The sequence below is a fragment of the Nostoc sp. genome (assembly GCF_036917635.1).
Lineage (GTDB): Bacteria > Cyanobacteriota > Cyanobacteriia > Cyanobacteriales > Nostocaceae > Nostoc.
Window position 1 is genome coordinate 1 of record NZ_JBALCW010000084.1, and the last position, 13,988, is coordinate 13,988.

At 43.7% G+C, this 13,988-nt stretch carries 14 protein-coding genes and 2 pseudogenes; 1 reads left to right on the forward strand and 15 read right to left on the reverse strand.

Going from position 1 to position 13,988, the window contains the following annotated elements; genetic code table 11:
* Nucleotides 1-35: 35 nt before the first annotated feature.
* The 9 genes and pseudogenes from V7K32_RS19545 to V7K32_RS19585 form a co-directional block, all read right to left on the reverse strand.
* On the reverse strand, nt 36-638 hold the full coding sequence (locus V7K32_RS19545) for a cytochrome c oxidase subunit 3 (protein WP_334995465.1): 603 nt from the start codon (nt 636-638) through the stop codon (nt 36-38).
* A gap of 116 nt (nt 639-754) precedes the next feature.
* Entirely contained in the window at nt 755-2,434 is a 1,680-nt protein-coding gene (ctaD, locus tag V7K32_RS19550) for a cytochrome c oxidase subunit I (protein ID WP_334995466.1), read from the reverse strand.
* A gap of 14 nt (nt 2,435-2,448) precedes the next feature.
* On the reverse strand, nt 2,449-3,384 hold the full coding sequence (locus V7K32_RS19555; RefSeq protein ID WP_334995467.1) for a cytochrome c oxidase subunit II: 936 nt from the start codon (nt 3,382-3,384) through the stop codon (nt 2,449-2,451).
* 53 nt (nt 3,385-3,437) lie between these two features.
* Nucleotides 3,438-4,055, reverse strand: coding sequence for a DUF2231 domain-containing protein (locus V7K32_RS19560; protein WP_334995468.1), 618 nt, complete (start codon nt 4,053-4,055; stop codon nt 3,438-3,440).
* Nucleotides 4,052-4,552, reverse strand: coding sequence for a DUF2231 domain-containing protein (locus V7K32_RS19565; protein ID WP_334995469.1), 501 nt, complete (start codon nt 4,550-4,552; stop codon nt 4,052-4,054). The genes V7K32_RS19560 and V7K32_RS19565 overlap by 4 nt, the downstream gene beginning before the upstream one ends.
* A gap of 259 nt (nt 4,553-4,811) precedes the next feature.
* Nucleotides 4,812-5,003, reverse strand: a pseudogene (locus V7K32_RS19570) (phosphate-starvation-inducible PsiE family protein); the annotation flags it as partial.
* A 217-nt stretch (nt 5,004-5,220) separates the two neighbouring features.
* Nucleotides 5,221-5,442: a hypothetical protein gene (locus V7K32_RS19575; RefSeq protein WP_334855277.1), complete on the reverse strand. Its 222-nt coding sequence runs from the start codon at nt 5,440-5,442 to the stop codon at nt 5,221-5,223.
* Nucleotides 5,443-6,220: 778 nt separating this feature from the next.
* Nucleotides 6,221-7,042, reverse strand: a complete 822-nt coding sequence (locus V7K32_RS19580) for an NADPH-dependent oxidoreductase (protein WP_334995470.1) — start codon at nt 7,040-7,042, stop codon at nt 6,221-6,223.
* A 93-nt stretch (nt 7,043-7,135) separates the two neighbouring features.
* Nucleotides 7,136-7,849, reverse strand: coding sequence for a 2OG-Fe(II) oxygenase (locus V7K32_RS19585; RefSeq protein ID WP_334995471.1), 714 nt, complete (start codon nt 7,847-7,849; stop codon nt 7,136-7,138).
* On the opposite strand from V7K32_RS19585, the gene V7K32_RS19590 reads away from it, so the two are divergent.
* A complete protein-coding gene (locus V7K32_RS19590; RefSeq protein ID WP_334941332.1) occupies nt 7,848-7,991 on the forward strand; it encodes a hypothetical protein in 144 nt (47 codons plus the stop codon). The two genes, V7K32_RS19585 and V7K32_RS19590, sit on opposite strands and share 2 nt — an antisense overlap.
* Here the strand turns inward: V7K32_RS19590 and V7K32_RS19595 are convergent.
* The 6 genes and pseudogenes from V7K32_RS19595 to nifH all read right to left on the reverse strand — a co-directional run bounded on the left by V7K32_RS19595 (nt 7,988) and on the right by nifH (nt 13,348).
* Nucleotides 7,988-8,149: a hypothetical protein gene (locus V7K32_RS19595; protein ID WP_334995472.1), complete on the reverse strand. Its 162-nt coding sequence runs from the start codon at nt 8,147-8,149 to the stop codon at nt 7,988-7,990. The two genes, V7K32_RS19590 and V7K32_RS19595, sit on opposite strands and share 4 nt — an antisense overlap.
* A 108-nt stretch (nt 8,150-8,257) precedes the next feature.
* Nucleotides 8,258-8,386: pseudogene (locus tag V7K32_RS19600) on the reverse strand (CopG family transcriptional regulator); the annotation flags it as partial.
* Between the two features lie 196 nt (nt 8,387-8,582).
* Entirely contained in the window at nt 8,583-9,701 is a 1,119-nt protein-coding gene (gene nifV, locus V7K32_RS19605) for a homocitrate synthase (RefSeq protein ID WP_334995476.1), read from the reverse strand.
* Nucleotides 9,702-9,923: 222 nt separating this feature from the next.
* Complete coding sequence (locus V7K32_RS19610) at nt 9,924-11,219, reverse strand: substrate-binding domain-containing protein (protein WP_334995473.1); 1,296 nt, start codon at nt 11,217-11,219, stop codon at nt 9,924-9,926.
* A gap of 755 nt (nt 11,220-11,974) precedes the next feature.
* Entirely contained in the window at nt 11,975-12,361 is a 387-nt protein-coding gene (locus V7K32_RS19615; protein ID WP_334995474.1) for a hypothetical protein, read from the reverse strand.
* A gap of 162 nt (nt 12,362-12,523) precedes the next feature.
* Complete coding sequence (gene nifH, locus V7K32_RS19620) at nt 12,524-13,348, reverse strand: nitrogenase iron protein (RefSeq protein ID WP_334995475.1); 825 nt, start codon at nt 13,346-13,348, stop codon at nt 12,524-12,526.
* Nucleotides 13,349-13,988: the final 640 nt, after the last annotated feature.

Sequence of the window (13,988 nt, forward strand, 5' to 3'; positions counted from 1 at the left end):
CTATTTTCCGCATAAAAACCTCAGACCACAGAGTGTCATTGCCAGATATAAATCAGGACAAACAAAACAATCCAGATAACATCGACGAAGTGCCAGAAAATAGAAGTGGCATTTACACCAAAATGACCTGTGTCGTAGTTACCAGGAATGAAAGAGCGACCCAAAACAATCATCTGTAACAAAATGCCAGTGAGAATGTGCAAACCGTGGAAGCCCGTTAACAAGTAAAATGTGCCACCGAATGTCCCAGAGGTGAAGCCAAACTCCAGATGGCTCCATTCAATCGCTTGTCCGACTAAAAAGTAACTTCCCATTGCGATCGTTGCCAAGAGAGACAGGCGAAACCCTTTGATATCATGACGTTGAAGGGCTTTTTCTGCTAAGTAAATGACAAAGCTACTAGCAACTAGAATGACTGTGTTGATTGCCGGATCTTTGATTTCTAATCCTGAAACACCAACTGGTAGCCAGTTAGGAGTCGTTGTTTTGTAGATGATATATCCGGCGAAAAAACTTAGGAAGATGACGCTTTCAGACATCAGGAAGATGATGAAGCCAAACATCTTGTTGCCTTCTTCGTCGTGGCTATGTTCTGCGCCTGTGTGGTGCAACTCATTTGAATTGATATAACTGTCCATTGGTGGAACTCTTTTTTACTTTGAGGGGGGAATTTTAAACGCAGAGGTACGCAAAGGGAAGCGCAGAGGTACGCGGAGGGTTTCTGCGTCTTCCCCATAATCTACGTTTGTCAATGTTAAGTGGCTGTGTCCGCCGTTTCACAGGAAAGGTTAGCTGTCAATGGTTCAGATTTGCCGTAACCGTAGGGTTCAGAGATGATGATGGGAATTTCTTCAAAGTTCTCTACTGGGGGTGGAGATGAAACCATCCACTCTAATCCAATTGCCCGCCAAGGGTTAGCGGGTGCTTTCTCGCCTTGCATCCAAGAAATCACCATGTTGAAAATGAAGGGCAAGATGGACATTCCTAACAGGAATCCGCCAAGGCTAGCGATGATATTCCAGAATTGATACTCTGGGGCGTAGGATGCAACTCGGCGTAACATCCCTTGTAATCCCAAAGGGTGCATGGGCAAAAAGTTGATGTTAGTGCCGATGAATGCCAGCCAGAAGTGCAATTTACCCCAGCTTTCGGAGTACATCCGCCCAGTCATCTTGGGGAACCAGTGGTAGATGGCAGCAAATAAGCCCATCGTTACTGTGCCGTAAAGGACATAGTGGAAGTGACCCACTACAAAGTAGGTATTGTTTACGTGAACATCAACTGGCACTGAAGAAAGCATGATGCCTGTGATTCCGGCGAAGACAAACATTACCAATCCACCCAAGGCGAATAGCATCGGTGTATTCAGCCGCAGCTTACCTCCCCAAATGGTTGCCACCCAAGCAAATACTTTAATCCCCGTGGGTACAGATACACACATCGTTGTCAGCATGAAAATTAACCGCATCCACCCAGGTGTACCACTGACGTACATGTGGTGTACCCAAACAATACCGCTAACTACGGCAATCAAAATGGATGAAACGGCAACCACCTTATAGCCAAACAGGGGTTTACGGGAATAAACTGGGAAGATTTCTGAGAAAATCCCGAAGATGGGTAAAATAATCACGTAAACGGCGGGGTGGGAGTAAAACCAGAAGTAATGCTGAAACATAACTGGATTGCCACCCTTGGCAGGGTCGAAAAATGCGGTACCAACTGTGAGGTCGAGTAACAGCATAACTGCACCAGCTGTCAATGCAGGTAGTCCGAAAAGTTGGATGATTTGAGCGCTAAATACTGCCCAGACAAACAACGGCATTCTGAAGAAGCCCATGCCTGGGGCCCGCATCTTGACTATCGTGGTAACAAAGTTGACTGCCCCCATAATTGAGGATACGCCGGAAATTGCCACCGCCAACAACCAGACAACTTGCCCATTAATTAAGTTACCTGTGGGATTTTGGAGACTGACTGGTGGATAAGCCCACCAACCCGCTTGGGCTGGGCCACCAGGAACCAAAAAGCTACCCATCAAAAGAATTCCGACTACTGGCACCATCCAAAAGGCGACGGCGTTGAGACGGGGAAATGCCATATCTCGCGCCCCAATCATTAATGGCACGAGATAGTTAGCAAAACCAACTAGGGAGGGAAATGTCCACAAAAACAGCATTATAGTGCCGTGCATAGTGAACATCCCGTTATAGACGGTGCGATCGACTAAATCTGATTCAGGTGTTAACAGTTCTCCCCGAATCACCATAGCGAAAATACCACCGATGAGAAGGAAGAAGAAAGAAGTAACGAGGTACTGGATACCAATTACCTTGTGGTCGGTGCTAAAGCTGAAGTATTCTTTCCAGTTATTCGTAAATTCGTGGTGCGGCTTCTCACTGGGGAAAATGCCTTCGATTGGGATATTTGTCATCGCTGAATTTCCTTTCAACCGGGATAATTGACCAAAGGAGGTGCCGCAGGTGCAACTCTGACCCAACCAGTTTTGACTGAGTTACTGGCTGCTTGGGCATACTCAGAATTTGCTTGGTTCTTGGCGGGAGATGGTTTTTGGGTTGCAGCTAAGGCTAACCACTGGTGGTAATTTTCTGGTGATTCGACGACTACATTTGCCTGCATGGTGGCAAAGTATGTGCCGCTATATTGGGAATCGGTAAGCCGATATTTACCTGCACGGATGGGGGTAAATTCAAAGTCGATGGTGTGGTTGGGAATAATATCTTGCTTGAGGCGGAATGCCGGAATGTAGAAGCCGTGGAGAACATCTTGCGATCGCAGTGCCAAACGCACGCGGCGATCGCTAGGCAAATGCAACTCGCTACTGGTAATATCTTTCTCAGGGTAGTGGAACACCCAAGCCCATTGTTTAGCTAGAACATCAATCTTTTCGACAGGTTCTGCTAAGTTCTCTTGTGGTGCTGCATAAGCTGATTTCATTGCCAGCGGATTATGCAAGTGAACTAGTTCAGTAGGCCCTTGAATTCCCATTTGTTCGTAGACTTGGTAGCTATAACCTGCAATCCAAAACACCAAGAGAATTGGGATGGCTGTCCAGACAACTTCCAAGGCGACATTACCATCAATCGGGGGGCCGTCAGTGAAGTCATCTTTGACTGCCCGATGGAAGATCACAGAATACATTAGAGTACTTGTTACTCCCAAGAAGATGAAGGCACCGAGGGTTACTAAGAAGCTAATCAAATCATCAATTAGTTGGGATTCGGCGGCTGCTTGCGGAGGAAGCCAGGAGTAAGCCTGTTTGCCGATCCAGAGACTGATAACAGTAACTGCGATGCCTGCGGCGGGCAATGCCAACGCCCTTGTAAGCGGCGTTAAAATATTTAAAATATTCTGGATTTTCATGGTCTGTGGTTATTGGGCATTGGGCATTGGGCAAATGACAAATGACAAATGACTTATTTGAGTGTTGTGTTGAGGTCTTGGCCTAATCGCAGCAAATTATCTGCTGTGTTGTGTACGCCAAATTCGGTGGCTAATTGCGCTCCGAGTGTGCCGTGGATGTACATAATAAACATGATTGCTATGCCTGCGAACAGATAGAACCATTGCACTTCTCGATCTGTCTGTTTGTATGCTTGTTTGTCCCAGATGTAGCGCTGCCATCCTCTCCAAATGGTCATACCAAGAATCAGCGCTAATAAAAAGACACCACCTACACCATGCCAAATCATGGTTTGCATTGCCTGTAATCCCCAGGCACTCTTGACATCAGTAGGTGGTGCTGCTAAAAGCATTTCGTAAAAGCCTGCCCCCACAGTGAAAAAAGTGATGATGCTGGAAGCGACCATGTTATACCAGCCAACATCAAAGAAGTTGGCACGTTTGACAGTAATCGCAAAATATTTGAAGACCCATATTTCCAAGGGAAACAGCACACCAACGATATCGAAGGTAATCCCAATGATGAACAAACCCAAGGTGAAATGGACTAAGTTGGGATGAATAGGAATGGTGTAAGGCAGTCCGTTACTACCTAGTTGTGTACTTAATTGGTCAATTAGTTCCGAGTTCATGGCAAAATAGCATTTTTTACTGCTTCAACAACTGGCACTGTATGCAGTCCATATACCCAAACAAGTTCATCTCCGAGATATACTTGCAAGCCAACTATTAGGGTTAAAAACAGCCCTACTACCATGTAATGAATCGGTAATTTTTCAGGGTTGCGTGTACGAATTACATATCGCCAAGCTGTAATCGCTGTGATGATTCCCGCAAGCGACCAGCCAATCAGTGTATGCAAATTCAGCACTGCCTTAACAGCATCGTAAGGTCTTGCCAAGCCAGCTTCAAACTGACCAAAGATGACGGCAACAAAGATAGCGATCGTGGCGACACACATATTCCACCAACTGACCTCAAAAAGATGAGATTTACCAATGAAATAACCAACTACATCGCAGACAAAGGCAAACAACACCATCGCAATTACGAAGTGGACAATGATGGGATGAATTGTATCTGGGTAGGGTAAATTGTGGTCGTTTAAAGATGTAAGATACTCAAGCATTGTCTTCTCATCCATCTATTAGTTAGAAGTTAATAGTTAGTAGCGAAAAAGTAACTTCTAAACATTAATATTCACAATTTTTAGGGATGGCTTCTTTTGAAGATTTTTGTAGCTTTGATTTTTTATCTCCATATATAAAGAATATCATACCTCTAGCAAAATTACTTGCGATCGCTAACTAATTTTCAAACAGTATGTGTGGTTACAATTAATCATGAACTAGAGGATTATCAGCCAATAATTGCGTTTTTTCTTTTGTTTCAGATGTTACTTGCCGTAAATCTAATGGACTCAAAAAAGAGAAGAACATATCTCCCAGTCGCATGAGCATCACACAGAATAAACCAAGACAGAGACAAATGATAATAAAGTCTTGGAAAAATTCAAGATTACGTACAATTGTATTTCTCTGTAACCAGTTATTTAAGTTTAAACTTAGCCCCTTGAGCATGGTATTTCCTAACAAAACAGATTTATTTATCTCCATAACTGAAATAGTGCTGAGTATCTAGCATCGATTACTCAGCACGGGCTAAACGCCCCGCTACCGCTAAGGGAACTGTATGAGAGGCTCAGATCCCGACTTCTTAAAGAAGTCGGGGATCTTGTTACTCACGAATCGTTTAGGACTGCTATATGGGGTTCCATTCAGCCTTATTAAACTATTTTTAACCCTTGAGGTTATGTACAGTTTCAGAGGTTTTCATCTTGGATGCTGCGGTTGTTAAGTTATTCGCAGCCTTGATGATCTCTTGTAAGGTTTCGTTAATCAGTTTTTCATCAGGGGGAGCTTCTAATAAGTAAGTTTCTATGAAAATCTCCACTCGATTCATAATTATTTTGGCTTGAGAGCGTAGTCTGTTGAGGTCTTTGGTAGATAGATTATTCATTGTTTGAAGTTCCTTTGGTTTCGCGGGTTAATTCTACATTTTTAGTCAGCAATTCTCATTACAAGAGCGATTCTTACAGTTCAGCCCTTTTTTGAAAGATAAAGCTTGCTGGAATACCCATTAAATCGTTCGTCTTTTGACTGCTTAAATGCCTTCAGATTCCCCAAATTCCTACAAAGGTTTCAAGCAGGAGAATTGCTATATCTGGTAAGTTGGTTGGTCTATTTTAGGATTTATGCACTGAAAACTTAAAACTAGTCGTCTATCAAGCCAAATTTGAAGGGTAAAAGAACGAACCAGAGAGACACAGAGAATACAGAGTCAGAGAGAAAAAGAGATGTTTAAGAAGTTTATTACCCAGTAAAGTTGCCTTGGTAGACTACTAGCAATATGGTTTGGTTAAGCCCAAAAAATAAAAATGTGTAGGTTGGGTTGAGGGACGAAACCCAACAAACCTTGCAATATGTTGGGTTTCACTTCGTTCCACCCAACCTACAAATATTCTTAACCGAAACGTATTGAGACTACTAGGGTTTGAGATTGCTTCTATTGGAGATGCTGCACCCGCAATGACATAATTTTGTTACAGTGCGTAAGTTCTATATTTATCCTTTAGGCTTACGCACTGAAATTATCTTTTGAGACTGGGTGTAGAGTTGTGAGTCTTTAAGCCTCAGAAGCTTTGATCAAAAGTTACCCTCTTGCGCGTAGCTTGTTTAAAACTAGAGGTACAATGGATGCTTACCCTGTCTTTGTATCTTCTTGCTGTTGACTCCTTTTATAGCAACTTGAAGCCGAAGTTGTTAAGAGTTTCACGCAAGTACTTGCACCCTTTTAAATAGTCTAAAGTGGCGATGCGCTCGGCTGAGTGTTGCGACCAATCACCAGCGACATTCATTTTTTGTTCAGTGTAGAACTCTTTCATGATATCATTGTAATGAGCGATCGCTTCATCTTGCTCTGCCAATTTATAGGTTTCCCGGTGGAATACAGCCGACTGAGGTAGGCGCGGCTTAACAACAGGTTGTGCTTCAGGATTGGGATAACCCACACACAACCCAAACACAGGGAACACAAAAGGTGGCAACTTCAATAACGTGGCTACCTCTTGAGTACTTTTGCGGATTGCGCCGATATATACCGTTCCTAAACCAACAGATTCAGCAGCTACAATTGCATTTTGCGCTGCGACTGAAGCATCGACTATGGCTTTAACCAACAGTTCTACGTAATCCAGAGCTACGGGAGCTAGTCCGCGACTGTCAGCAATATGAGCCAGACGACCTAAATCTGCTAACCAAACCAAGAATACAGGAGCCTGGTTAATCCATACTTGGTTATTAGCCAGCTTGCATAATTCTGCTTTGCGTTCTTGATCTTCAATCGCTACCACACTCCAGGTTTGCATATTAGCTGAACTAGGAGCAGATTGAGCAGCAGCAACTAGCCATTCTAGGGTTCCTGGTGGTAAAGGATTGGATAGATAAGACCGAACTGAGCGGTGAGCTAGTAGGGTTTCTAAAGAGGCGTTCCAGTCAATTTCGTGATTGAAGGGAACTTCACCGTAGCGCGATCGCAATAGTTCTGTAGGATTGGTCATAGTCAAAGGGATTACCAACAACGAGAAGCAAGGAACAAGCAGAAAATCAGGAGGCTGATTTTCTAACAAAGGTAGAGAGAAAGTACTTGATGGCTACGCAGCTAGCTGGGTTTTTCCGAAATCTGAAGTTAGGCGACTATTCCGAAAAAAAGCAACTCGTAAAGCTAGCCGATACTCAGATTCAGGGCAAGTAAGCGGAGTAACTGTATGCCAAGAATTATCAGAACGCGCGATCGCAACCGAGGAATCGCTCAGGGGTAGAATATCTTGGAAGGCAGATTCCGGCTGGGAGTCTTTAAGAATTCGCAAACAGCCTCCCCAGTCTACAGACCATTGCTGATTGAAAAATAGCAGATGAGTTAAAACTTTGTTCGGCTCATCTGTATGAGGGTGATGCAACTGTCCTAACTGATATCGGCGAAATCCAATATCCATTACACAGTCCTTTAGTTCCAACCCAGACATTTCGGCTAAAGCTGCGCGGTAAGAATCTGTCCACAGTTCTTCTATCAACTGTTGCCAGACTTTACTGAGGTGTCTTAAGTCATAAGTAAGTCTGCCTTGTGCCATCCGCTCTCGCCAGCGATTATCGTTAGATTTGAGCATCAAGGAAATATCCTCGCTCTTTGCAAGCATCTTTCCCCAGGAGTATCCGTATCCCTCTCCCTCCGACAGGCGAAACTCTTCATGGGGAAAACTCGCAGTTAGTTCTAAGCTTGCTTCTGGTGAAAGCAAGTTTTTTATCAAAGCCCAGTTATATGGGACTTTTTGCATTGCTGTGGCACGAATAGATTGAAAATTAAGCATGGTAGAAAAAAATGCTTTACTAGAATTAACCAATCCTGACTACCCTGGACATCAAATGGTATTGGAACATCAACAATCTGATTTATCTCTGCACCAAGAAACTCTGCTCAAGCCGCAGAAGTTTCATTACCGGAACAGTTAGAAAATCGTTCCAGCCAATTTCGTAATTGAAAGGAATCTCACGCCCTGTGCGATCGCTCTGCCCGCCGCAGGCATCGCAGTAGTTTTGTAGGATTTGTCATACTCAACTTTTGAACCTGAACACTTTTTGACGATTTCAGAGGGGATTACCAACCCCATTGCAAATTTGTTTAGGTGTAAGACAACTCGTACCACTACTCAAAGTAATTCGATATCAACCTCCATAGAATCAAACTGCTTCCCCTGCTGTTTGAGTAATTTTGGCTGGAGACTACGCAACAAGGAGCGCAACACATCAGTTTTAGTGCGTTGAAAATTTTGACAGTACTGCTCTAGAAGTTGCCGTTCTTCTGGAGACAATTGAAAAGTGATCCATCCTTGCTCTTTTCTCGGCATAGTCGATACCAACATATTTGGTAATATTTTAGCAAGTGATACAATCATAGTGAGCAAAAACTTAACGGAATTGTTATGTGTTCTTAACCAACTTCACTTTTGATTCAAGTCTTCTCTGGTCAAACTGACTGAAACATATTGATATGTTGATGGGTAAAAGCACAATTCAACTTAATGTCTTGGTAGATGTATGCGTTCACCCTTGAGGAACCAAACTCAGAAGTTCTTCAACCGTGAGACTGCGCTTAACTTTTACTGACTGATGCTTTACAGCATCCAGCACTGATTGAATTTCTGGCTGACTGAGGGTGATTCCATGTTCTTGCAGCACACTGAATATCAGATGCCGACCGGAATGTTTACCTACAACAAGGCGACGTTCCCAACCAACATCTTCCGGCGCAAAGGGTTCGTAAGTACCCGGATTTTGCAACACACCGTGAGCATGAATTCCCGACTCGTGGGCAAAAGTATTTTCACCCACGATCGCTTTCCAGGGAGGAACCGGCCAGTTTGCAGCTTTAGCAACTAACCGTGACAGTTCCAATAGCCGTTTTGTATCAATGCCCGTCTGGATACGGTAGATGTGTTTCAGTGCCATCACGATTTCTTCCAGCGCCGCATTGCCAGCCCGTTCGCCGATCCCGTTTACCGTGGTGTTAACCGATAGCGCCCCTGCTTCAATACCAGCCAGCGAGTTCGCCATTGCCAACCCAAAGTCATTGTGCGTGTGCATTTCTATGGGAATGAATAGATGATGGACAAGAGAGCGAACTTTGCTGTAAGTAGTCAGAGGATCGAGAATTCCTACAGTGTCACAAAAGCGAAACCGGAAAGCTCCCAACTCTTGAGCATAATATGCCACATCTAGCAAAAAAGATTCATCGGCTCTGGAAGAATCTTCTCCACCAACAGATACAGATAAACCGCGATCGCAAGCGAAATTTATTGCATCCCGTAAACGATCTAGCATTTTCTGCTGCTTACCCCCAAACTTGGCGGCAATCTGAATTTCTGAGACTGGAACGGAAATATGCACCCGTTCTAAACCACAATCTATAGATGCCTGAATATCAGACAAATTAGCACGGTTCCAGCCCAGTAATTGGGCATTTAATCCCAGATTAGCGATCGCTCGGATCGACTCTGCTTCTTCTTGTCCCATTGCCGGAACGCCAATTTCCAATTCTGGAACACCAATGGCATCAAGAAAAGTAGCGATCGCAATTTTTTCTTCAACGTTAAAAGCTACACCTGCCGCTTGTTCGCCATCTCGTAAGGTTGTATCGTTAATTTGAATCGGATGTTTGTTCATCGAGAAGTGATGATTCATGATCGGCTAATTTGTTGGGTGATTTTGATTTACTTGAGTAATTCCTAATTGAAGGATAGAGCAACTAACTTGAGTTGTGGAAAGTAAAAGACATATTCCTTAGCCGTGGGTTAATAAATACGAATTACTGTCTTTTCTCCGAGACTCTCCGCGAGCGTCCGTAGGAGCGTCATTACGAATTACGAATTACGAATTACGAATTATTTAAATGTTTGCTACAACTTCCCCAATATTGCTAATATCATAACCACCAAGAATCTCTAATTGAGATTGGACTAGCCGATGCCCCAAAATACTGAGAAACTGCTTTACTGGTTCTTCTTCCAAGTATTCTTTAAGAATCACCAAGTCATATCGCGCCCGATGAAGGGGGATAAATCCCAACCCAAAGGCAGCAGCTATAGATGCCGTACTAATACCTGCATCAGCGATTCCTGAGACTATAGATAAGGCAACATCTTGATGGCTATGAACGATACAGTCAGATCCTTTAACTTTGTGCAATGGCACTCCAACTTCAAGAAGTTTCCGTTCTAAAAGCATCCGACTGCCAGAACCCACTTCATGGGTGACAATAGTAGCTCCAAGTTCTACTAAGTCGGAAACTGTTTTAACTCCCATTGGGTTTCCTGGTGGGACTAACAAACCTTCTTCCCAAACTCCAAGGGTAATCAAAACGGCACTCTTACCTGTTAAGGCTTCCCGCACAAAGGGGATGTTATGTTCCCCAGTCTCAGCATCATATAAGTGCATCCCTGCAATGTGAACTTCACCTCGGCACAGACTACGCAATGCAGCCGTGCTGTGGGCGAAACGATAATGAATTCGTAGTTTTGGATGCCAACGTTCAGTTGCTCTTGCCAAGAGAGAAAGTACAGGTGTACAACCAGTAATCACAACTGTATTGTGCAGTTTGTCTATATCATCCAGAAGCCGAACCTGGACTTTATTTGTACTGTTCTGGCTCTGTGCTTCACCCTCCGGTTGACGCTCGTTCCTCTTTACGACCAGACCAGAGGCGTAGCTTGCTACCTCTGACGCTAATGGCAATTTGCTTATACTGGGGAACGCTCCTACGTCGTCGCTACCGCTTGCGCTAACCCCAGTTCCTACAATGGGGTGGCTCACCGCAACTGTCTCACCATCAGCCGGAATCATTTCGATCCGAAAAGCATCATTCCCAACGAGGGGATAAGCTATCCATTGATCCCCAACCCGCGCTAGACTAACTCGCAATTGCTGTTGCTTAGGGGCTGATCCGGTAAGAATTGCCTCAACTTCTGGTAAATCTTGCTCAAACCAGAATAAGTCCTCGACTTGGCAACCAAGCGCCTTGGCTAAACGCAGTGACATAGCAACAGAAGGAGCATATTGTCCAGATTCCACACCACCAATACTCTGACGAGTTACGCCGGCTATGTTGGCCAATTCTTGCTGGCTCATGCCTAAGCGAGTTCTAATTGACTTTAGATTATTGCAAAGATTCACATCCAGTTTCATGAGGCTGTATCTCTCCGTTAGAAAAAGCCGCAACGGACAAACTTAAATTGTTAGGGCAATAGCAAGGTTTTCTAGTGTTTGGCGTTTTTGTTGTCAGACATATTATTGATGTTTTGACAATTTCGCTTATCTGCTGCAAGCATAGCATACAGTTTGCTAAAATACTTGCATTTTTGGATACTATTTTAGCATTGGCGCAGTTTAACCTAGCGATCGCCTTTTCATATCATTTGCTAGCCAAGTGTTACAAAAATAGGACTTACGCAAAAAAATCTCAAACTCTTATTCCTCCGTATCCGGTTATTGAGCAGATCGCGCAGCGTCTCGCAGAGAAGCCGAAATACTGCATTCTCTGTTGTAGCCTGCGGCAAGCCCCAACTCTTAGAGGATGTTTTAAAAATCCTCTTATCGGTATCAAAAGGTTATAGATCCTCCTAAATCCTCTTTGAAAAGGAGGACTTTGATTCCAGTTCCCCCCTTTTTAAGGGGGGTTAGGGGGGATCAATAAGTGCTTAAAATCACAGCCAAATACTTTTAAAACAACCTCTTAGAGACGCTCCGCTCCCGCTTGCTTCGATCTAGTAGTCCGCCAAGTCAACAATGCTTGGTTTGTAGTGAGCGCTTTAGCGCTCAAATCAAGGACTAAAGTCCTTACTACGAACTTATTCACCCATCAAAGTTAGTGTGGTGGACTACTAGGAGTATGCGTCTACGATTTTCTGTTATCTGTATATAAGTCGTGAAAAACCTTATCTTTAGTCCAAGTGCGGTAAGTCCTGATCTAGATGCCAATTGCCTTTTTTAATTGGCACCGCCACCCATTGAAGTTCCAACCAGAGGATGGGGTTCTTTTCCTTCAACCTTGAGGCGGGATCGCGAATAATGCGTGTGGCGTTTATGCAAACAGCATTCGATATCCCCAAATCTTCGGCAACGCCTCTAAAAACGTCTTTGTTGGCATTAATTGAGGCAAACAGCATATTAGGATAAAAAACAACAAAATGTTGTATAAGTTTTGGAGGGCAGCCCCAGTAAGAGTTTACGAGTTCGACATGGCAGTACTGGAGCAACTCGCCTACTTTGGCACAGCGTCCCTTGACTACGGTAGTAAATTTTTGGACTAATACCTCTTCAGTCAACATAATAAGTTCTACTCCTTCAATGAGGTAGATAAATTTTGACGTGGTTACGTCGATTTCTCAAATAGTGGTAAGAAACTTACGCAGTTTTTCCTGCTTTTTCGAGTCAGAGGTTGCCAATTGCTCCAGATACCTTGTATTAGGAATAATCCCTACTGCATCGTCCTAGCCGAACAACCCAAACTTCACCAGCAGTTCCTCAAGGCGATCGTTAGACATAGATTTCGGAGTTACAAAATCTGTGTTATGGTCAATTGCTGTTGCCAGGTTGCGATAGTGCTGCGCCTGTTCACAGTCAGGAGCATACTCAATCACCGTCTTGCGGTGGAACTCTGCCCGTTGCACCATATTGTCTCTGGGTATGGAGTAGATCATTTGAGTCCCCAGTTTCTCTGCAAGAGCTTTGATGCGATCGTCTTCCTCATCAACTTTGCGAGAGTTACAAATCAATCCTCCCAGACGTATACCGCCGATTGGAGCATACTTTTGAATGCTTCGGCAGATGTTGTTGACGGTATACATTGCCATAATTTCCCCAGAAGTGACAATGTAGACCTCTTGAGCTTTGCGTTCACGAATGGGCATGACAAATCCACCGCATACCACGTCACCCAGACCATCATAAAATGTATAATCAAGTCTAACTGCATCATCATAAGCACCAAGTTGTTCCAGCAACCCGATTGATGTCAGAATGCCTCTACCTGCACATCCCACACCAGGTTCTGGGCCACCCGATTCCACACACAACGTCTTTCCCCATCCCTCCTGACGGAAGTCTTCTAAATTCACGTCATCTTCTTCTTTACGCAACGTATCAAGTACAATCTTCTGGTGAAATCCACCCAAAAGGAGCCTGGTGGAGTCTGCTTTCGAGTCACACCCTACAACCATCACCTTACGGCTCATATCAGTCAGTCCAGCCACTACATTTTGAGTCGTTGTGGATTTGCCAACTCCCCCTCTTCCATAAATAGCAATCTTCCGCATAAAAACCTCGGTAATGGCGCAGACTTGTTGATTCGGCTCCCAGATTATGGTGTAATCAAGTAGAGTGTTGAATTCAATTGAAGTTGTAGTTTTTGAAATAGTTCACTGCCCAGATTGTGACAGCATCAACGTAGTCAGAGTGTAGAAATCAGCCGTCTATCCAGCACTACAAATATTGCAGTTATCTGCTAAAAGTTAAACAGCTTCTTACAGATGTAGCAGTAAATATTAGTGAGGTGCGAGATACAATAAGGGTGCTAAAAAATAGTTGTAATCTTGTCACTAAGAATTCAAAAAACTTCTACAACTACAGCAGTGAATGAGAAGTTTCTGTTTCATCACAGCAAGACAAACACTATTTATCTTTGAAGAAAGATACATAGAAAAATCAGCCCAGCCTAGTTTATGGCAACAGCTTCGTCAAACGAAAAACCGATTTTTGGGCGGTTTTGCTCCACTTCGATTAACGTTATGCCGTCACCAATAAATGATGAGGCTGGGCTGATACTCACTTCAAAGGAACCAAAGGAGTTTTCGTCCTTGTATTAGATTCCCTATAAATAAAGAATATCATACATCTGGCCAATTTACTTGCGCTGACCAATTAATTTACAAACAGTATTCGTGGTTACAATTAGTT

Coding starts and splice junctions, on each gene's coding strand:
- V7K32_RS19545 (WP_334995465.1), bottom strand. CDS start 638: ATGGACAGTTATATCAATTCAAATGAGTTGCACCACACAGGCGCAGAA.
- ctaD (WP_334995466.1), bottom strand. CDS start 2,434: ATGACAAATATCCCAATCGAAGGCATTTTCCCCAGTGAGAAGCCGCAC.
- V7K32_RS19555 (WP_334995467.1), bottom strand. CDS start 3,384: ATGAAAATCCAGAATATTTTAAATATTTTAACGCCGCTTACAAGGGCG.
- V7K32_RS19560 (WP_334995468.1), bottom strand. CDS start 4,055: ATGAACTCGGAACTAATTGACCAATTAAGTACACAACTAGGTAGTAAC.
- V7K32_RS19565 (WP_334995469.1), bottom strand. CDS start 4,552: ATGCTTGAGTATCTTACATCTTTAAACGACCACAATTTACCCTACCCA.
- V7K32_RS19575 (WP_334855277.1), bottom strand. CDS start 5,442: ATGAATAATCTATCTACCAAAGACCTCAACAGACTACGCTCTCAAGCC.
- V7K32_RS19580 (WP_334995470.1), bottom strand. CDS start 7,042: ATGACCAATCCTACAGAACTATTGCGATCGCGCTACGGTGAAGTTCCC.
- V7K32_RS19590 (WP_334941332.1), top strand. CDS start 7,848: ATGGTAGAAAAAAATGCTTTACTAGAATTAACCAATCCTGACTACCCT.
- V7K32_RS19585 (WP_334995471.1), bottom strand. CDS start 7,849: ATGCTTAATTTTCAATCTATTCGTGCCACAGCAATGCAAAAAGTCCCA.
- V7K32_RS19595 (WP_334995472.1), bottom strand. CDS start 8,149: ATGGGGTTGGTAATCCCCTCTGAAATCGTCAAAAAGTGTTCAGGTTCA.
- nifV (WP_334995476.1), bottom strand. CDS start 9,701: ATGAACAAACATCCGATTCAAATTAACGATACAACCTTACGAGATGGC.
- V7K32_RS19610 (WP_334995473.1), bottom strand. CDS start 11,219: ATGAAACTGGATGTGAATCTTTGCAATAATCTAAAGTCAATTAGAACT.
- V7K32_RS19615 (WP_334995474.1), bottom strand. CDS start 12,361: ATGTTGACTGAAGAGGTATTAGTCCAAAAATTTACTACCGTAGTCAAG.
- nifH (WP_334995475.1), bottom strand. CDS start 13,348: ATGCGGAAGATTGCTATTTATGGAAGAGGGGGAGTTGGCAAATCCACA.